Origin of the sequence: Porphyromonas bennonis DSM 23058 = JCM 16335, assembly GCF_000375645.1 — a bacterium.
Lineage (GTDB): Bacteria > Bacteroidota > Bacteroidia > Bacteroidales > Porphyromonadaceae > Porphyromonas_A > Porphyromonas_A bennonis.
In genome coordinates, this window is sequence record NZ_AQWR01000001.1 from 1 (window position 1) to 19,256 (window position 19,256).

At 54.9% G+C, this 19,256-nt stretch carries 15 protein-coding genes, 1 pseudogene and 1 CRISPR repeat array; all 16 genes and pseudogenes read right to left on the minus strand.

Annotated elements, in window-relative coordinates:
• Positions 1 to 168: 168 nt before the first annotated feature.
• The 16 genes and pseudogenes from B088_RS00005 to B088_RS00075 all read right to left on the minus strand — a co-directional run bounded on the left by B088_RS00005 (position 169) and on the right by B088_RS00075 (position 19,034).
• Complete coding sequence (locus B088_RS00005; RefSeq protein WP_018106347.1) at positions 169 to 717, minus strand: Fe-S-containing hydro-lyase; 549 nt, start codon at positions 715 to 717, stop codon at positions 169 to 171.
• Positions 718 to 755: 38 nt separating this feature from the next.
• Positions 756 to 1,598, minus strand: a complete 843-nt coding sequence (locus tag B088_RS00010; RefSeq protein ID WP_018106348.1) for a fumarate hydratase — start codon at positions 1,596 to 1,598, stop codon at positions 756 to 758.
• An 18-nt stretch (positions 1,599 to 1,616) separates the two neighbouring features.
• Entirely contained in the window at positions 1,617 to 2,609 is a 993-nt protein-coding gene (locus tag B088_RS00015) for a hypothetical protein (RefSeq protein WP_018106349.1), read from the minus strand.
• On the minus strand, positions 2,602 to 2,922 hold the full coding sequence (locus B088_RS00020) for a DUF4387 domain-containing protein (RefSeq protein WP_018106350.1): 321 nt from the start codon (positions 2,920 to 2,922) through the stop codon (positions 2,602 to 2,604). Before B088_RS00020 ends, B088_RS00015 begins: the two co-directional genes overlap by 8 nt.
• Positions 2,923 to 2,931: 9 nt before the next feature.
• Positions 2,932 to 4,317 (minus strand): acyclic terpene utilization AtuA family protein, encoded by a 1,386-nt coding sequence (locus tag B088_RS00025; RefSeq protein WP_018106351.1) that lies wholly within the window; start codon positions 4,315 to 4,317, stop codon positions 2,932 to 2,934.
• Between the two features lie 34 nt (positions 4,318 to 4,351).
• Positions 4,352 to 5,593 (minus strand): methylaspartate ammonia-lyase, encoded by a 1,242-nt coding sequence (locus B088_RS00030; protein ID WP_018106352.1) that lies wholly within the window; start codon positions 5,591 to 5,593, stop codon positions 4,352 to 4,354.
• A 52-nt stretch (positions 5,594 to 5,645) separates the two neighbouring features.
• Entirely contained in the window at positions 5,646 to 7,103 is a 1,458-nt protein-coding gene (locus B088_RS00035) for a methylaspartate mutase subunit E (protein ID WP_018106353.1), read from the minus strand.
• A gap of 73 nt (positions 7,104 to 7,176) precedes the next feature.
• Complete coding sequence (glmL, locus tag B088_RS00040) at positions 7,177 to 8,580, minus strand: methylaspartate mutase accessory protein GlmL (protein ID WP_018106354.1); 1,404 nt, start codon at positions 8,578 to 8,580, stop codon at positions 7,177 to 7,179.
• 60 nt (positions 8,581 to 8,640) lie between these two features.
• Complete coding sequence (glmS, locus tag B088_RS00045; RefSeq protein ID WP_050560097.1) at positions 8,641 to 9,087, minus strand: methylaspartate mutase subunit S; 447 nt, start codon at positions 9,085 to 9,087, stop codon at positions 8,641 to 8,643.
• A gap of 625 nt (positions 9,088 to 9,712) precedes the next feature.
• Positions 9,713 to 10,141: a CRISPR direct-repeat array (repeat unit 32 nt; unit sequence GTTTCAATTCACGCACCCGCGAGGGGTGCGAC).
• 185 nt (positions 10,142 to 10,326) lie between these two features.
• A complete protein-coding gene (gene cas2 / locus B088_RS00050) occupies positions 10,327 to 10,617 on the minus strand; it encodes a CRISPR-associated endonuclease Cas2 (protein WP_018106356.1) in 291 nt (96 codons plus the stop codon).
• 3 nt (positions 10,618 to 10,620) lie between these two features.
• A pseudogene (locus tag B088_RS08535) lies at positions 10,621 to 10,737 on the minus strand (type I-C CRISPR-associated endonuclease Cas1c); the annotation flags it as partial.
• 245 nt (positions 10,738 to 10,982) lie between these two features.
• On the minus strand, positions 10,983 to 11,888 hold the full coding sequence (gene cas7c, locus B088_RS00055) for a type I-C CRISPR-associated protein Cas7/Csd2 (protein ID WP_018106358.1): 906 nt from the start codon (positions 11,886 to 11,888) through the stop codon (positions 10,983 to 10,985).
• A gap of 5 nt (positions 11,889 to 11,893) precedes the next feature.
• Entirely contained in the window at positions 11,894 to 13,747 is a 1,854-nt protein-coding gene (gene cas8c / locus B088_RS00060; protein WP_018106359.1) for a type I-C CRISPR-associated protein Cas8c/Csd1, read from the minus strand.
• Entirely contained in the window at positions 13,744 to 14,445 is a 702-nt protein-coding gene (gene cas5c, locus B088_RS00065; RefSeq protein WP_038973765.1) for a type I-C CRISPR-associated protein Cas5c, read from the minus strand. Before cas5c ends, cas8c begins: the two co-directional genes overlap by 4 nt.
• Before the next feature lie 32 nt (positions 14,446 to 14,477).
• Complete coding sequence (locus tag B088_RS00070) at positions 14,478 to 16,760, minus strand: CRISPR-associated helicase/endonuclease Cas3 (RefSeq protein ID WP_026170394.1); 2,283 nt, start codon at positions 16,758 to 16,760, stop codon at positions 14,478 to 14,480.
• Positions 16,761 to 16,988: 228 nt separating this feature from the next.
• Entirely contained in the window at positions 16,989 to 19,034 is a 2,046-nt protein-coding gene (locus tag B088_RS00075) for a M13 family metallopeptidase (RefSeq protein ID WP_025081419.1), read from the minus strand.
• Between the last annotated feature and the right edge of the window lie 222 nt (positions 19,035 to 19,256).

The window sequence follows — 19,256 nt, forward strand, 5'->3', positions numbered from 1 at the left end:
GGATTATGTGGAGTAAGCTTGGACGTATTCGTTTGACAACCACTGTGTTTGCCTTCTGTGATCTGGTTTTTTTGTGCTTCGTCTATCGGACTTCTATAAAAAGAAAAGGCTGTGCTACCTTCGGATAGGTAGCACAGCCTTAAGCTTAGGGGATTATCTGACTACGCCTTAATCTCGGTCGTAGACATTGCCGCCATAGCAGTCGACAGCAACGATCACGGGCAGTTCCTCAACACGGAGCTTACGGATGGCCTCCGTCCCCAGCTCGTCGAAGGCGATTACCTCAGCCTCCTTGACACATAGAGACATCAGTGCTGCTGCACCTCCTATGGCAGCGAAGTAGACTCCGCAGTGGTCCTTCAGACTATCGATGACGGCCTGATTGCGTGCTCCCTTGCCGATCATGGCTCTTAGGCCATGCTCCACGAGGGTGGGGGTGTAGGCATCCATGCGTCCCGCAGTGGTGGGTCCTACAGAGCCAATCGGCTCACCGGGCTTAGCAGGAGCAGGACCAGCGTAGTAGACGATCTGTCCCTCAAAGTCGAAGGGCATCTCCTCACCACGCTTGAGCATCTCGCAGAGACGCTTATGAGCAGCATCACGAGCGGTGTAGATGGTCCCGGTAATGTAAACCATCTCCCCTGCGTGGAGCGTCTTGATGATCTCGTCGGTCAGGGGTGCCGAGATGATACGCTTCTCTGTATCACTTGTATGCATAATAAGTCGTGCGTTTCTTTCTTGGTCGAATGATTGGATCAGAGACTACCCTCGGAGTGACGGGTGGCGTGGCAGCTGATATTGACCGCCACAGGAAGTCCGGCGATGTGTGTCGGACCGGCCTCCACGTGGACGTCAAGGGTCGTCGTGTCACCTCCCATCCCGGCAGGACCGATGCCGAGGGCATTGATCCGGCTGAGGAGCTCCTCCTCGATAGCAGCGAGGTGGGGCTTGGGGTTGCGGTCGCCTACGGGGCGGAGTAGGGCGCGCTTGGCGTAGAGTGCGCTCTCCTCGAAGTTGCCACCGATACCTACTCCCACGATAGTAGGTGGGCAGGGGTTGGGGCCGGCATGCTTGACCACCTCCATGACGTAGTCCTTGACTCCCTCCTCGCCATCGCTGGGCTGCAGCATGCGGAGGTCGCTCTTATTCTCGCTGCCGAAGCCCTTGGGGCTGACGGTGATCTCGATCTTTTCGCCCGGGACGATGTCGTAGTGGATGATGGCAGGGGTGTTGTCCCCGGTATTCTCTCGTAGGATCGGGTCATTGACCACAGACTTGCGGAGGTACCCCTTCTGGTAGCCATCACGCACACCGGCATTGATCGCATCGGTGAGATTGCCCCCCACGACGTGGACCTCCTGCCCAAGGCGGACGAAGACTACCGTCATACCGGTGTCCTGGCACATGGGCTTCTCCTTGTCGTGAGCGATGTCGGCATTCTTGACTAAGGTCTTGAGGATACCACGACCGAGGGGAGAGCTCTCCCGCTCGCTAGCATCCTTGAGCGCGTTGTAGATGTCGGGTGATAGGTTGTAGCAGGCATCAATACAGAGTCGGGAGACCAGCTCGGTGATGTCCTGCGCTTTTATTTCTCTCATATGTTGATATATCTAAGTTTAAGAGACTCCTAAGAAGTATCTGGCGTTGCGGTTATTGAGATTCTCCTTCTCCTCCTCCGTCGCTCCCAGCAGACCTACCAGGCACCAGGCATCGTATCGTCCGTCGTAGATGAGTGAGTGGTGGAGAGAGAAGTCCTCGATCTCTCCGGTGGACCGGACATGGATACGGGGACCCTCACAGGGGAGTATCCTCTCTCCGACCTTGATGTGGTCCTCATCGATATAGCTTATCGGGAGGTCTGCCTTGATGAGATCCAGGATCCTCTGCTCGAGACGGCATAGATCCTCTCTGGAGAGATTGGGATCCTCATTGAACTTCAGGACATATCCCTTCGCAATATCAGCGGAGTAGAAGTGATCCTCATGGAGGTTAAAGAGCTCTGCAAGGGCGAGCGTCGTCACCTCCTCAGCGGAGTGAGCCATCTTGCGGTAGATCAGCGAGGACTCCACCATCCGGGAGAGCGTGTGGGGCTCGGGGCCAAAGATGGAGGGTCTCGTGATGATGATCTGCTCGCCGATCGCTATCAGCAGGTCGGCATTGCGCCCGAGGGCGTCGGTGAGCAGGTCGAAGTGCTCGATGACAAGCCGCTTCCTAGCAGCCAAGGCTTGATTGACGAAGTCGACGATCTCATACATCTGGGTGAATGCGAGCTGAAACCGCATGTCCAGGTGGAAGGTGGTCGCAGAGTGTAGGTCGGCAAATCCGCCACGGAATTGCATGATCTTCCGCGTGAGGATCGCATCGTCATCATTGGAGAGCTCGAGACCAGGGAACATCCCGTGGATGAGGGAGGACTTACCGGAGCCGGCAGCGCCTATGATGCCGATCAGTCGATCGGTGAAGCTGAGATGAAGCTGGCTGATCCGCTCGCCAAGCTGTAATAAACGCTCACGCCCACGCGGGGCGAAGTACTGGGTCTCTACCCAGGACTCCTGCACTCGCTTGGGCGTGGCGTGAAGTCTTACGCTATTGGTGCTCTCGTCAAGCATCAAAAGTGAAGTGGACCAGAGGGGCGTGCTGCTGCGCGCCGTAGACGTCTACCTCACCAAGGGCACCGCTAGGGATCGGGCGCTTAATCGTCACCTTGACCGCCTTAGCCGGATCAAAATAGATCACATTGAATACGTCTTCCTCCTTGATGCCATAGAGCTTGGAGAAGGACTCAGCTGTGATCGGCTTGTGCTCCTTGAAGAAATTGTAGTCGTCAAACGTCTTGAAGATAACGTCAAACGTTAGCTCGTACGGACCCGAATTCTTGCTCCGGATCACGTCTGCCATGTCGATAAGCTTATATGTTTTCATCTCTTTCTCTTAATCAAAGTCACTGCATTTGCCGTCCTTGACATCATGGAAGGTGACAGGGAAGTACTGCTTCGGATCATCTACCTGCATCAGGTGGTATACGTTAAACTCGTACACCGCACCCATGTGGGCATCTGACGGGGAGAATGGGAAAGCAAGGTTTCCGGCCGTGGAGATGCGTCCGGGATAGCCGAAGTGGAGGAACGTACTGCGGGCGAAGCTGCAGATCGTATCAGCGATGGACTGCGTCTTGGCGACACACTCGATGATGATCAGGAGCTCCTCGCCGGTAGCATTCTTGATATTCGGGAACATACTCATCACAGCGCCTCTACCATAGATCTTGAAGTCCAGGAAGAAGTCACCCATATCCATATCGCGGAAGTTATCCTCGACGCGAGCACGTACATCCTCCTTCACCTCATCGATCTTGGAGATCAGGATCGGGTCAGAGCAGCCGGCGCAGGCGATGGTGCGGTAGCCGGTATTCTTGACACCCTCGAGCTTGATGAAGTAGCCGTCAGTGGGCTCGAAGACTGTACCTGCGATAGCTACACGATTGTCTGCCACCTGCTTGAAGGTGGTGTTGTGGAGATTGAGACGTCCGCCCGGGCCGGGGAGGAGGTAGGGATTGGACTTCTCGTAGAGCGTGTGGGCAGCGACAGAGAGAGTCGTGCACTTGCGCGCAGGAGAGAGGGTCTCTACCTCGAAGTGATCCTCGTAGAGGTAGCCAAACATACAGTCACTACCGCTACCGGGGAGGGCGCAGATGGCTGCACACTCGAGGATCTTACCCATATGGAGGGCGAGAGCCTTGTCGAAGCCCTTCGTGATAGCGAGGCTGGCGAAGACAGCGGGGTCGTAGGAGCGACCGGCCATGATCACCTGGGCACCGCCCTCGAGAGCCTCCATAAAGGGCTCCTCACCCATCTGAGCGACGATGTGGATGGACTCGTCAATGTCCTTGTCCGTCAGCTCCGGTACGGGACCGAGCGGGCTGATGCGACCCTCCTTGAGATTGTAGTGGATCGTCTCTTTGTCAAACTCTGAGGAGATCTCAGCATACTTGAAGCTAAGATTATGCTCCTTAGCGATCTCCATGACGAGGCGACGATTGATCTCGAGGTGAGGGGTAGCGCCTGATCCGCCGGAGGTGCCGACGATGACCGGGATACCTGCCTCGATAGCCGCAGGGATCATGATGGAGAGGTCACGCTTGACAGCTGCGACATCGGTAAAGGATATGCCTGCGCCGAGGTAGTAGGGACCCGGGTCGCTGGATCCTGCATCGCAGGCGATCACGTCCGGGTGGCGCTTCATGCCCTCCTCAAACGACTCCTTAGGGAAACCGTATCCCAGGATCGCTGACGGAGAGAGTACTCTGAATTCTTTCATGGTAACGAATGATTTAGCTTAATTCCTTCTTTGATTAGAGGACGTCCTTGAGTGCCAGGATGCGGCTCATCTCATTGAACATAATCATATAGCCCTCATCGACACCCATACCGGGCTTAGCCAAGGTCTGGGTCGGGGTGGTGGCCATAGCTACGTGAGCGCAGCACTCAGCGGAGCGGTTGGTCTCGTTGCAGGTACCGCCGAGGTATGCACCCATCCCATGCTCCTTGCAGTAGAGGACAGCCTCGATGGAGTTATTGATACCGCCGAGGTCAGGAGTCTTGATCTGAGCCATGTGGCCGGCCTTAGCCTTGCAGAAGTCGACAATATCCTCAAAGGTATTGCACCACTCGTCAGCTACGATCTCGGCATCCATGCCCTTGTCGTCCATATGCTTGCGGATAGCAGCAAGAGCCTTGATCTGAGCCTCGCGCTCCTCTACATCTACCGGGCCCTCGATACGGAGGTGGAAGGGCTTAGCAGCCTCCTCTAGCTCGCCAATGTAATCAGCGATCTTCTCCCAGTCGTTGTCAAATACGATACCCAGGGTACCATATACATCGATGTGGAAGATCGGCTTGTAGTCCTCGCAGGTGCGCTTATCGAGGATGCGGTTACGCAGCCACTTGACGTACTCGAGCAGCTTCTCGCCCTTGAGACCGACCTTCTTCTCTACGTGATTGAAGAGTCCATGGGGCAGGATGTCTGCCTGCTTGATGATCATCTTATCGACGTTGTTGTAGCGATCGTCACCAGACTGTGCGAAGATCGGGATCCTCTTGTCAGACAGAGTGGTGTGATACTCGTCGGCGATGACCTGAGCCATCAGCTTGCCCTCTGCCTTAGCGACTGCATCGAGGCATGCCTGTGTCACGCCGTAGCGGATGGCGGTGTGATACTTCTTACCATTGGCGTCTGTGTGCTTGTCGACCAGATCAGCCATCTCGCGGAAGTTGGTGATCTCCTTACCCTCATAGAGCGGGGCGATCTCCTTCATGATCACAGGGATAAAGTCCTCAGCGAGGAAGAGCGGATCACGGCCTCCGGCTCCGGAGTACTGTACGGCAGCGCAGTCGCCATGAGCGATGGCACCATTCTCCAGCACGAAGAGTACCGAGATGGACTCTCCTGCCTGACGTACGCCGGTGAAGCCCTCAGTGACAGGCTCACCGACGTAGAAGTTACCGTCATTCTCAGCACCCTTCTTGATGGCACGCTGGTCATCGAAGTAAAAGCCGGTCTTACCGGGGGCACATACTACCTTCTTAATTTTCATAGAAGAAATGGATTGAAGTTTAGATGTTTATTGTTGGATTGATTGTACTCGATTACTTGAGATTCTTACGACCAACGAGGAAGCCCTTACTGATCGCATAGACATCGTCGATGACCATCTGGAAGCTCACCTCGCGATTCTCGCACTTGGCTCTCTCCTCCAGCTTCTGGCGGTGGAAGTCCTTCGTCTCCTGAGAGAAAGGCATATTACCACAGTCGAGGATGCGGATGGCACCATCGTTGTCGCGTGCAGGCATTACCTTGCCGGCATTGTACTTGTTTGGAGCGAAGGGGATGTCAAGCACACCGGCTGCAAAAGCGTTCACGACGCCTGCACCGAGGTCGCCCTTCCCGAGCTCAAAGACCTTGTCCATGATCTCCTTGACTTCCTGCTTGATGATCGTGGCCTCCTGCTCTACGGCGGGGATCATTGTCAGATCCTGGTCTCTCAGCATAGAGATGACCTGCTTGGTGGCGCGGAGACCTGCAGCGTTGGCCTCCTTGGTCGGGATGCCGACAGCCTCGTGAGGCGTCTTGACGATCACCTTGGTCGCCTTGGCGAGGGCAGCGGTGGCAGAGCCCCAACTGATCACGCCAAATGCCTTAGCCTCATCCTCCGGGAATCCTCCCATCCACTGGTGGAAGACGGTGGTGAGGTGGACCTTATCGTAGCCATACATCTCCAGATACTCGCGGCACTGCTCCCTTAGTGCGCGGATAGCGGCAACGTCTTGGATCAGGTTACCGCACTGACCATAGCCCACTGTCAGGTCGCTCACACCCTGCTCTGCAGCGAGGAGTGCCTCGATGATGGCGACGGCATTGGAGATGCATGCAGGGATCAGAGTACCGGTAAGAGGACCGAAGGGCTCACGATTGATATCCACACCGCGCTCAGCGTAGAGACCGCAGAGACGATCGGTGTACTGCCAATACTTGATGACCTTGTCGATGGGGTGATCCTTGGAGTAGGGGATGTTGTAGGAGATGCCTCCACCCTCGTAGGAGGTGAAACCACCTGCGATGGCGATCTCCGTCAGGAGTCTTGCGTCCGGGGTCCCGTGGCGTACCTGTACCGGGTTCTTGACGGATTCGGTGACGGTGCGGCAGACGTCGACGCCATAGTTGACAGCCGGGAATCCGTTCAGGAGAGAGCGGCCGGCCTCTTGGCTCTTCTTGATACCGATCTCAGCCTCCTCGTATCTATTGAGACGCGTGTAGCTGTCGATGGTAGAGGGCAGAAGATCTGCACCTCCCATATCCTCAAGGAACTGCAGCAGCTTGATGTGCTCATCGTAGAGGGCGACACCGGCACGAGGCTGGATCAATGTCCTCTTCTCCTCGTCAGCCTTCCAGAGCTTGGCACCGAAGCGCTTCTCCTCAGGGATGGAGAGCTGGTACTTTACCGCCTCCTCAATGTCGATATCCTTACCCGTGGGCCAGCTAGCCAGCACTTCCTCACGCTCTTTGAGGAAGTCGTCCATTGGGATTTTGACGTTTTTGACCTCCATAATAATATATGTTTTCTATTCGTTTCGTGGGTGTATTCGAGGTGGTTGACTCGCTAAGTGTCCCTCCTCGAGATTATTGTTTTTTCTTCTTCGTCCCGACCTTGACGAGCTCCTTCTGCATCAGCTCGAGGGCAACGTCAGGCATCTGCTCACTCAGGAGACCCATCGACGCCATGATGTAGTGGCTGTCGAGGTAAAAGTCTGGCTTCAGTGGCTTGGCTTTGTCGTAGTTAGAGATGTTGAATGTGGCACCATCTAAGATAAAGGTAGGGTCAGCGCTGTGTATCAGCGCTCCTCCAATGCCGAGGACGTGGTCCGTGAGGGTAAGATCCTTGCCGTTGATGGTGAAGAACTCTCCCATAGGGGAGTAGACCTTGTGTGTGTGACCTACATGGCGATCTGTCGCCAGGCTCACAGCTCCCTTGGCAAGGGCTTTCTCGCAGAGTATTTCATCCTCTGTCTCCGCACGAGTAGACTTGTCAGCATCGCACCGAGCGACCCAGTCCCTGAGCTTATCACCCGTGAGACCCACCTTAGCCGCCACGGCATCGAGATCCAGTTGCTCTGAGAGCGCCGTGAGGCTATACCGCATGCCGAGGTCGCCCTCTACGGTACGCTTGCTATACGGCTCGGGGATACCCTGATGCATGATGTTGGCCTCATGAGGCTCGCCATCGCCTACTGAGTAGACATCGGTAGTGGCACCACCGAGATCAATGGCCAGGAGCTCTCCCAGCCCTCGTCTGTTCTTGGTGCCGTCACTGAGCAGATTGCAGGCATTGAGTACAGCCAGAGGGGTAGGGATGATCTCGTTGTCAGCTCGCTCCTGAGCCTTGGAGAGACCCTTAGCCTCGATGATACGATCGATGAAGAGCTGCATGATGCACTTCTTGGCGGGAGCGATATTGAGGGAGTTGAAGTTGGGCATCACGTTCTCCGTGATCACAAAGGGCTTGCCTGCCTCTGTGAGGATACGTGCCACCTCTTCCTCAGCAGCTTTATTCCCCGCCACGACGGTAGAGAAGTGACCCGGGATCCGACCGATGACCTCCGCATTGTGGATGATATTCTCCACGTTGCCTCCATCGGTACCCCCGCAGAGGAGGAAGAGGTCAGGATCAAGTCGCTCGATCTCCTCTGCCTCGGTGTGCGTGATCTCGTAGGAGTAGGTCTTCATCACCTTGGCACCCGCACTGGCTGCTGCCATACGTGCTGCCTTGGCGGTGAGGTCGGGGACCAAGCCACTGGCCACCATCTTAAGTCCTCCCGCCGCACTGCTGCAGCAGAGGAATTTATCCGGTGTCCACTCCTTGCCGATCTCTTTCTCTAGCTCACTGAATGCATTGTGGAGCCCCTCCATCACATCCGTCTCGATCGTGGTAAAGGCAGCGCCTGTACCCACTATCTCAGGGACGTCTGTGTCAATGGCTGTTACCTTGGTATAGGTACTACCAAAGTCTGCTGTAAGATATCTCATGATGATGACGCAAAAGGGCGATCCTACTTGTGTATGGGTGGATCGTCGGGGCGAGTAGGATTATCTCTTGATCCCGAATGTCTTGTCGATGTCCGCAATGGTCGTCTCGATCGGCGTACCCGGTGGGTAGACATAGTCGAAGCCCATCTTCTTGAACCGCTCAAGGACGTCCTCAAACTTCTGCTTACCTACCACCAAGTTGCCACCGGCAAAGAGAGGGATCCCCTTGAGACCCGCCTCATTGCACTTATCTCGCAGCCCCTGGCAGTCAATCTCCCCCTGTCCGTACATGGACGAGACAAGGATCGCATCGGCGTTGGTCTCGATGGCAGCTTCGATGTACTGCTCTTGGCTTACCATCACACCGAGGTTGATGACGTGGTAGCCCGCATCATTAAGTGCATAATCGATAATTTTGTTCCCCACTGCATGGGCATCGGCACCGATCACACCGATCACGATGGTAATATCACTCGCTTTACCAGTCGTAGTTTTCTTTGATTCCATAATGGTTATGACCCGCTATAGGTTATGTGGTGAAGTCATATAAGGGAGACTATTGCTCTAAAGTAATTAGTTAAGGTCCTCTCTATGGCTTCCAATAGGGCAAACTTAGCCATAAAAAATGGAATGGCAAGTTTTGTCCACCTCTTTTCCCCCGTAGCTGTAAGTGCAGAGAGAACAAACTGGCTCTAGTTCAAGTATCCTCGAACCCAGTGATATCTATATGACCTGGAATCCCAACAGTAGTTTCCTGACCTTGTGACCTCAGCAACAGTTAGCAAAACCCTTGAGTTTCGTGCACGCAGCAGTACATTGTCCCGACCAGAAGTGAAACCACATATCAGTACGCCATTGCCAAGCGTCTTGTGACGCCATTCACGCACCTGCGAGGGGTGCAATGACCTACAGCTTAGAAGGCTGTTGCCCCCGCTCGTTTCAATTCACGCACCCTCGAGGGGTGCGACGCGAGCTGAAGAGGGTCAGCGAAGGGGCAAAGAGGTTTCAATTCACGCACCCGCGAGGGGTGCGACGATGAGCTGCTTGTCCTCCTCGCTGAAGAGGAAGTTTCAATTCACGCACCCGCGGGGGTGCGACTGCGAACACCTTGCAGCCGGCGCATCTTGTTGATGTTTCAATTCACGCACCCACGAGGGGTGCGACCTGAGCTCGATGGTGTCGTCTCCGCTCAAGAGCAGTTTCAATTCACGCACCCGCGAGGGGTGCGACGAGATGAGCTGCTTGTCCTCCTCCGAGAAGAGGAAGTTTCAATTCACGCACCCACGAGGGGTGCGACACCTCACTCGGAGCTGGCACCTCAAGGGGGTAACGTTTCAATTCACGCACCCACGAGGGGTGCGACTTGAGGGCGGGGTTACACGGGGTACCCCCTCCAGTTTCAATTCACGCACCCGCGAAGGGTGCGACATTACGTCTCCACCGGAATCAAGGCAAAGGGGCAGTTTCAATTCACGCACCCGCGAGGGGTGCGACACGAAATGAAGCACCTAAACGAAGCCACGGAAGAGGTTTCAATTCACGCACCCGCGAGGGGTGCGACTGCAGGGATGGGGAGGTGGCTGTGGAGCTGCCTCTACAGACCTGCTTTAGCGAAGGTACTCAAATTATCCCTTCTATCCGGTGCCGCGAGTACATAAATCCCTATAATCGTATGTCTATGAGCGCTTGCGAGTGTCTCGCTAATTGTTGATCACTTTACCTTGCAGGCTACGATCAGTCCTCCGGTCAGATGATCAGCTCTCCCTCCGCCTCGTAACTTGTCTTCCTCCCATAGCTCTCTATGTGAGCTTTGTAGTCCTTCCCGAGGTGATAGATCCGCAGGCTATCCTTTGTCTTATCAATGATGCTGAGCAGCTTCTCAACAAGGACGACCTTCTGAGCCGGGTCAACCAGACACTCAAAGACCGAGTTCTGTACCCTCTGACCATAGTCTTGGCAGGTCTTTGCCACTTGTCGCAGTCTCCTCCGTCCCGCAGCATCTGTGGTGCTGACATCGTATGTGATAAGGATATACATGGCTTAGGTCATGAGGAAGGCGGGGTAATCATCAATCTCACCTCGCAGATATCTGGCGAGCAGCGTCGCCTGAATGTAGGGCAGGAGACCGATCGGCATCTTCTCCCCGAGGTAGGGGTGAGTGCATCTGGGGTCTAAGTGTAATGGCCTGTGGCTGAGGGGCAATTCTTTTACCGGTATTAGTGAAGTCTATTAGCGGTAAAAGAAATATCTAATACCGATATTAGACTTCACTAATACCGATATAAGTCTGAGCCGGCCGACGGAAAAAATAGGACACCCCCTACACGATCCTTCCTCGAGTGAGTGGAGATGAGTGTGCAGGGGGTGTCATAGTTGGTTGTCAGTAATTAGTGAAGAGGGCTTTACTTGGCATCTATCTCACGGATCAGAGTGACACCCTCCGGCATATTGCTGTCATCAATAGTCACTCTGTAGTCGGCGAAGGACCTCGGGAGGTCAGACTGTCTCTCCACCCTGATCCTGTCGAAGAGCTCCTGTGCCGAGGCATTACCCAGCTTCGAGTCGTGGCGGAAGATATAAAGACCTCTCGGCCCCATCAGTCCGCGAGAGGAGGAGCGATCGACGTCAAACATCCGGTGGAGTGCCTCCCAGAAGAGTGCCAGGTCGTCCTCGGTAAATCCGGTCTTCTGAGCAAAAGCGGGGGTGACGAAGCCGTGGCAGAGATAAAGTCCGTAAGGCACCGTCGCCTTGCGCCCCATGGTCCGGTTCCCTCCGCCATCATCTGCGGCTTCGTTTGACTTAGCCTCCTTGGCGTCGGTAGCTGCCATGCGTGTGATGGTATGCTCGCTCGAGGTGATGGGGTCGATGGACCGGGAGAAGGTCATCTGTACCGCTCCACGGACCTGACCGGCATTCGCTCCGGTGGTGAGGACGGCACCGAATGTGCGGATGTCGTAGTATCTCCGGCACATGATCTCCTGGGACTTCTGCCGGTCCTGTGCATTCTTCGTCTGCTTATCCTCGGTAACCTGCTTGACCGCATCTGCGATGGCGTCATTGAGGATCGCATTTTCCATCACAAAGATGTCGTGTGTGCCGTCTCTCAGCTCCTCGCGTTCCTCGGAGGCAAGGAGGACATAGTTACGGACCTTGCGCTTTAGGCAGACGTCGGTGACCAGCCCGTGACCAGTCTCGATGTCGATCCGAGGGAGGTTGCCGGTGTCGGGGTCACCATTGGGGTTGCCGTCCGTGACGTCAAAGAGGTAGACGAAGTCGTACCTGTTTTTTACTGGTTCTTTCGTTGACATAATGATTAGTCTTCTGATGAGTTATTATCTATTGCTTCTTTTTCTTCCTTGGATGAGTAGTGGTACTGCTTCTGATGGTAGTAGCCGAGGCTGAAGAACCCCTGCTCCTCCAGTGTGAAGTGCATGGGGTAGGGGGACTCGTTACCGCCCAGTAATGCCATGATCTCGTCCAGCTGCTTGGCACAGATGGTGTAGAGCGCGGGATTATCCCGCTTCGCCTTCTTCTGGTGGTGTATGGAGAGTCTGATGAGGTATGGGAAGACAGCTGCCGGCGAGGTCATGGCGTTGCCGAAGTAGCTGTCGGTGATGGTCGCCTTACTATTGGCGATCTGCTGGAGAGACTCGAGTACGGCGAAGAGCCGTCCGGCGAGATATCCCTTGTTGGTTTGTTTTTTGTCGAGTGACATAGTGATGATATTTCCTTCTGTATGATGCTTGTACCGGTAGTCTCTATTGATATAGCCCTTGATGTAGGCAGCACGCAGCTCGGAGACGTTTCGCTCAGCCTTGATGCGCTGTAGGCAGGAGGCGTAGAGATCCGCTGGGTAGGGCGCTCCGGTGGTGATGCTCCTCACGAGTGCTTCGATGGGGCGCTTGGGCCACTTGTCCGCCTTGAGGGCAGCCGGCATGAGTGCCCCGACGAGTGCGTAGAGAGAGGGTATGGCAGGGTCATCGTCCATCCTCTTCACCTCTCTCCCATAGATCTTGAGGTCCTCGAGGTGCTGGAGGGTATGGGCAAAGATCTCCCGTATCGTCCCCTCGACGAAGAGCTTGACCGATATACGACCTCTCCCCGGCTCCAGGGCGAGGAGGTAAAAGCGCTCCTCAGACTCACGCTGTGGTAGTGCATTCTTATCCCCTCTAATGGCTCGAAGGGTGCTCAGCACCTTCTTGCACTTCGATCGATCAATCTGTAAGGGAGTTTTCCCCTTGCCCTTAGTGGGCTTTCTCTTCTTCCCGTTCTCCTCCTTAGGTGCTAAGGGGGGGCTAAATGTGGCTGACTTGAAGTCGCCTGCCAGCTTGTCCTCGTCTGCATGGCTGGTCCAGAAGACATAGGTGATGCCGGCGAGGAAGTAATTGGTGTCCTTGCCCTTGCCAAGCAGATCATTGAGTGCACTGGCGTATCCCTCAGCGGCTTGCGGTGAGACAGGGGCATTGTATGCCTGGGACTTGCCGTAGGAGTCGTAGCCGCTATTTACCTGAAAATTGACGAGCGAGAGTGGCATCCCGCTCAGCTTGATCCCCGGGTGAAGCCTAGAGATGGGGCCCTTGCGTCCCGTGATCAGGCAGACAGCCTCCTCACCATCGGTCTGACCAGCGTAGTAGTGAGCGCTCTGGTAGTCCTTGAGATCCTGTTCACTGGTGACGAGTCTGTCACTGTCGCCGGGAGAAGAGACACAGAAGGTCATGTTTGCTCCCGGCTTCTTGGTGATGGCGGATACCTGATCTTCGTCCTGTGTGATCCTGAGGTACTCCTCTTTGTCGTAGAAGGCTTTCACCGCCTGGAAGACCGAGTTGGATGGAAACTTCTCGGCAAACTGCCTGACCTGCTCCACAAAGGCATCCATCTGTCTCCTTGACTTGGCACGCTCTTTATCGGTGTCTTTCTTAGCGAGACCCAGCACATAACCATAGTGATCCCAGAAGAGATTGGGAGACACCCCGGATGTCCTGGTCACGGGTGTGGGGATCATATAAGGCTTACCCTTATCCTTAGGCTCTCTATCGAGCCCTTCCATTGATACGAAGTTGCCAGCTAGATCGATCACGATGATGAGGGGGATCTCCTTCCAGACAAAGCCATCCGGAAGCTTCTCCCCCAGTGCTTTGTCCCGCTCGTATAGTGACTGTAGTATCATCGCAGTATCTCTTCGCTATTGGGCTCAGGGACCTTGATCACACCGTGATCCATCCTGGCGCGGAAAAACATCGCTTCGGGGCTCTTCGGGTTGTTCTCAAAGTCCATATCATACAGCATCAGCCCGAGGTCCCGAGTCTCATCTATGCCCTCGCTGTGAGGGGCATCGGAGATGTAGCGAAAGTAGCAGCTGAACTCTCTGCACCCTAAGTAGGGCGTCGAGAAGCACTGTCCCTTAGAGGCGCGGCGCTCAAACATCCCCTGGTACTTGCCGGGGCACTCGGACTGCTTCTCGGCCTCGCTCCGTGACTCAAAGTCTCGCCTCTCCTCCTCGGAGCGATCGGAGACGGGGATGAAGACCTGCCGCGCAAAGATCCTGTACTCTACGTCCCTGAGGATGTAGGAGGTCCTCTGCTGACGGGCTTCTTCGATAAGTATCTCCTTGCCACCGGGTCGTGCCAGAGCTCCCACCTCGTTGCGCTTGACGGAGATGTGTCTGATCGGCTTACGCACTTCGATGCGGCTCACCTCCCAGCGTATGGCCGGTTTCCAGAGGATGGCTTGGAAGATATTGCGTGCTGCCGAGGGGGTGATCACGTCATAGCTGACGCGCTCCACCTTAAGCTCCGGCCGAGTGAAGCAGGCGAAGTCCCCACTTAACTCGAGGCAATACTCCTTGGACATTGGTTTTTCTGTCATAGGTAGTAATATTGTGATTAGTAGTTATACTCTTATGCGGTCTGTGTCTCCTCAACCCAGTGGTTGGAGATGACTACTCCGGCTACACTATCGTAGCACTCGTCGTCCACCAAGACCGAGATGAAGTCCTCACCCCACGGGATCTGCTCAATATTGCCGTGACTGAGTAGGGTGCTGTAGTCGCCCTGTCGGAGGGAGACGCTGTACTCCTGCATCCGGTGGTAGTCCTTCCTCGTGAGGATCTCATGGTTGCGGATCTTTCTGACAAGCGCCTTGCCCTCCTCCATGTAGGGAACGATGACTGGGAAAGTCCCCTCATCATCAATAAGCTTAAATCGCTCGGCTGCGGACTCAAAGTTAATGTCCTCAGGATCCTCTGTCAGATCTTGAGCAATGCTCTGTGTGTCAAAGCTAGTGATCCTGCCAAAGTATCTACGGTAATATTCGGCGATTACTTCAGGATCGGTTGGGCTTGTTTTCTTGTCCGATAGTTCAGAAAGTAGATCATTTGTCGCATTGCAGCCTCGGGCGATATTGCCGAAGGGTCTACTGCCATCAGCGAGACTGAAGACAAAGACCTGACCTCTCCGCTCCATTTTTCCCTCACGATTGCACCGCCCACCCGCCTGTATGATCGAGCCGAGTCCGGAGTGGGCTCTCCAGACGCAGGGGAAGTCGAGGTCAACCCCTGCCTCGATGAGTTGCGTAGAGATTACCTTAGTCGGCTCTCCGTCTCTCATCCGCTCCTTGATCGTCTCGATCGCCTTTCGTAAGTGTGCAGAGCACATCGACCGTGAGAGGTGGATCACCTCGTCTGCCTTGACCTTAGGTAGATCTCTAAGGGCGCGGTACACTTGACCGGCGTCCTTCCGGCTATTGACGACGCAGAGGACGGAGTGCTCTGCAGCGAGTCTATCGGCCAGCTCCTGCGAGGTCACCGTCTGTGGCTCCAAGTGGTAGTCGACACGGTCAAATGGGACAAAGTACTTCGCTTCTCTCGGCACCAGATCGCCCCTGGTGTCAAGGGGAGTGTAGTAGTCAGACCCGTCATCAGGCGAGTTTAGGTCCTCGTCATATACCGGCTGAGTGGCACTGCAGCAAAGTATGGAGCAGTGAAAGGCCTCGGAGAGCGTATCTATGGCGGAGAGTATGGGACTCAGAAAGCCCTCCGGGAGAGCCTGCACCTCATCCATAACGATGACAGAGTTGGCGATGCTGTGGACCTTACGACACTTGGCCGGCTTGGAGGCAAAGAGGCTCTCGAAGAACTGGACATTTGTCGTCAAGATGATGGGAGCATCCCAATTCTCTGTAAGGAACTTCAGTCGGGACATCTGATCATCGCCACTGTCGCCCTCGGTCTGCTGCTCCACCACGACCTCTGAGTGGTGCTCCAGGATATTCTCTTTGCCAAAGATTTCTCTGAAGACCATCGCTGTCTGAGTGATGATAGAGGTGTAAGGGATGACGTAGATGATCCGGTCGTGGTGGTTACGGATCGCCATCTCAAGCGCCCAAGCCATGGAGGAGATGGTCTTACCCGCTCCGGTGGGGAGCGAGAGGGTGTAGATGCCGGGATCACTCTCTGCACCGTGGGTCCGACAGCTCTCTAAGAAGTATGCTCGCGCCCGATTGACAGGCGTGTCTGGGGCGGATCGGAAGCTCTCTGTCTTCGCTCTCAGTCGCTCTCGAAGGGTACAGAGTGAGGCGTAGTTGCCCTTTTTCCGCAATCTCTCCGCACTGAGATCCGGAGTCATAAATTGCTCGGTGTCCAGTCGGTCGGCGTCCACGAGGGCGGAGAAGAGCATGCGGATCGCCATCTGGAGATCGTAGGGCTCGCCTACATCATCGCAATCGGTCGTCCCGAGATCCTCAACGCTTGTGAGCTTCTCACACGCATCGCACCACCTCTTGTACTCTCCGTGGCGCAGCCGTCTCTCCATCTCATTGTGGTCGTAGAGTCCAGGATGATGCCCGCTGATGCAGTAGGCAAGAGTGTCTGCAATCATGGGGTCGTCAAATAGTCGCCGTGCCTCTATGGCACCCACTATGGCGTGCGGTGTCTTGGGGGGCACCTTGCCGGACGGGTTAGCTCCAGAGACGGCGAGGATGTATCTCTGGAAGTCCGGTCTGTACTTCCCGAAGTCGTGAAGTAGACCGGCATTGTAGGCTAAGTCTTTCAGCCCACAGGAGTCCTCGTGCTCGTAGATCAGCTCTCGTGCCAGCCTTGACACGTTTAGGCAATGCTCCTCAATGCTTTGCTCTACATAGCATCCCATTTCCTCTTCCCGGATATGAGCTAAATGTGCTTCCATTTATGATTTACTAAAGGTTGCTTGGTAAATCTACCACTACATTTCATACGTGCAAGGATTTTCTTACTCATATTTCACTTGCAGGGTTTATCGGCTTTATTCTTATGGTCTCGATTGCCCGGATGTGGATACAAGGGCTGGTGAATGAGTCAGGCATAAGAGATCGAGAGGGTGCCACGCTCATCAGCGTGACACCCTCTCTTGATCTTACGTTATAGGATGTGCGGCTTACCAGATCTCCACACGCTCCTCAGGAGCGATGTACATAGAGTCTCCCTCCTGGATACCAAATGCGGTGTAGAAGGTGTCGATGTTCTTCAGAGTCTGATTGACACGGAATTTTCCAAGACTGTGGACATCCGTCTTCGTGCGACGGATGATCTCCTCAGGACGGATATTTTGTCCCCATACGCGGGCATAGCCGAGGTAGAATCTCTGGTCACGGCTGAGCCCATCAATCTCCGGGTATTCCTTGCCCTCGGTGGCCTTGACCATAGCGTCGTAGGCGACGAGGAGCCCGCCCTGGTCTGCGATATTCTCACCGAGAGTCATCTGACCATTGGCCATCAGACCGGGAGCTACCTCTACTTGATCAAACTGAGCGGCGAGCTTTTGCGTGGCAGCGTCAAAGGTCTTCCGATCCTCTTCCGTCCACCAATTCTCCATATTGCCCTTAGCGTCGTAGTTGCAGCCTTGGTCGTCAAATCCGTGAGTCATCTCGTGACCGATCACGACGCCGATGGCGCCATAATTGACCGCATCGTCTGCGTTGAGATTGAAGAAAGGTGGCTGCAGGATCCCTGCAGGGAAGCAGATCTCGTTGGTTGTCGGATTGTAATAGGCATTCACCTGATGAGCATTCATCAGCCAGCGATCGCGATCAACAGGCTTCTCGAGGTCAGCAGTGTTGCGACGGGTGAGGAAGGTGCCTACTTCCTTGCTGTAAGCATAGAGTGACTCATTGTTGGTATTCAGCTTCTCAAAGGTGAGCCACTTATCCGGGTAGCCGATCTTGACCGTGAAGGCACCAAGCTTCTCCTGCGCCTTCTCCTTCGTCTCATCGGTCATCCAGGAGAGGTTGTCGATGCGGGAGCTGAGAGCCGAGACAAGATTATTTACCAGCTCTGTCATACGCTCCTTTGCCTCCGGGGGGAAGTACTTGGCGACATACTGCTTGCCGATCACGTCACCGAGGCAATTGTCCACGCGGTTGACGCCCAGCTTCCAGAGCGGCTTCATCTCCTCCTTGCCGGCGATAGACTTGCCGTGGAGTGCAAAGGCTGCCTCGCGGAAGTCGTTGCTGAGGAGATCGCTGGCACCATCAATGAGCTGTCCCTTGAGGAAAAGCTTCAGATCCTCCAGCGAGGTGGCTGCAAACCACTTGTCGAAGCGGTCGAAGTAGTCCTTCTGTGCGACATTCAGCTCCTTCACGGACTCGTAACCCTCGCGACCATCGATGTAGCGCTTCCAGGGGAAAGTGTGCTGAGCATAGAAGTCCTCGAGAGACATTTTATTGTAATTCCGCTGGCTGTCTCTCAGCTCGACCATCGTGTAGAGGATCTTGGAGAGATCTTTCTCTAAGCCAAAGAGTCGATCAGCCTGAGCGGAAGCCTCCTCCATCCCGACAAGGTCAAAGACACGGGTAAAGTAGGTGCGGTAGGCCTCCTGATTGCCCTTATAGGCGGCCTCATCGGAGTAGTAGTCCGGGACGCCCATCACGAGCCCCGCCTGATAGAGGTTGAGGATATTGACGTCGCTGCTCTTCTCGTCGGCTGCGACAAAGGTGTTGAAGAAAGATCCACCACCCTGGTTGTCAGACTTAGCTATGTAGTCAACGAGTGCATCCTTGTCGGGAAGAGCATCGATCTCAGCGAGGTCAGCCAGGATCGGCTTGGCTCCATCGGACTCCAGCTTAGCTGAGTCGGTGCTGAGGGCATAGAGGAGGTACGCCTTGGCCTCATCCGTGCCCTCTGCAGCGTCCTTCAGGCTCTCGATGATCTCGTGTGCAGCCACCTCAGACTTGAGGGATAGCTCGTCGAAAGCGCCAAATCGAGAGTACTCAGGCGTGAGCGGATGAGCCTTCATCCAGCCGCCATTGGCGTAGAGGAAGAAATTCTCTCGCGGAGAGACCGTGCGGTCCATGGCGAGCGTGTCGATCGCCGGTACTTGGTCGGCTGCCGCAGTGTCCTCGGTCTTCTTGTTCCCGTCGCAGCCAATGGCACTGACAGCCAGCAGGGCCATCGCCACGGCGGATGGTACAATACCTTTTTTCATACAATGTAGTTACTTATTGAGTGATTTTATCCTTTCGACAAAGGTAGGAAATTTTGTGCTTGGAAGCATTGTATCTACAACTGACTAACGGTTAAACGCATTAGAGTCTACCCGGATAAGTCGGAGGACTTACGACCTTGATCTTGGTGCTAAATAGATAGATCTGCAGTAGACTGATTATCAATGTAAAGCGGTTGGCTGATTATATATCCGATATTAGAT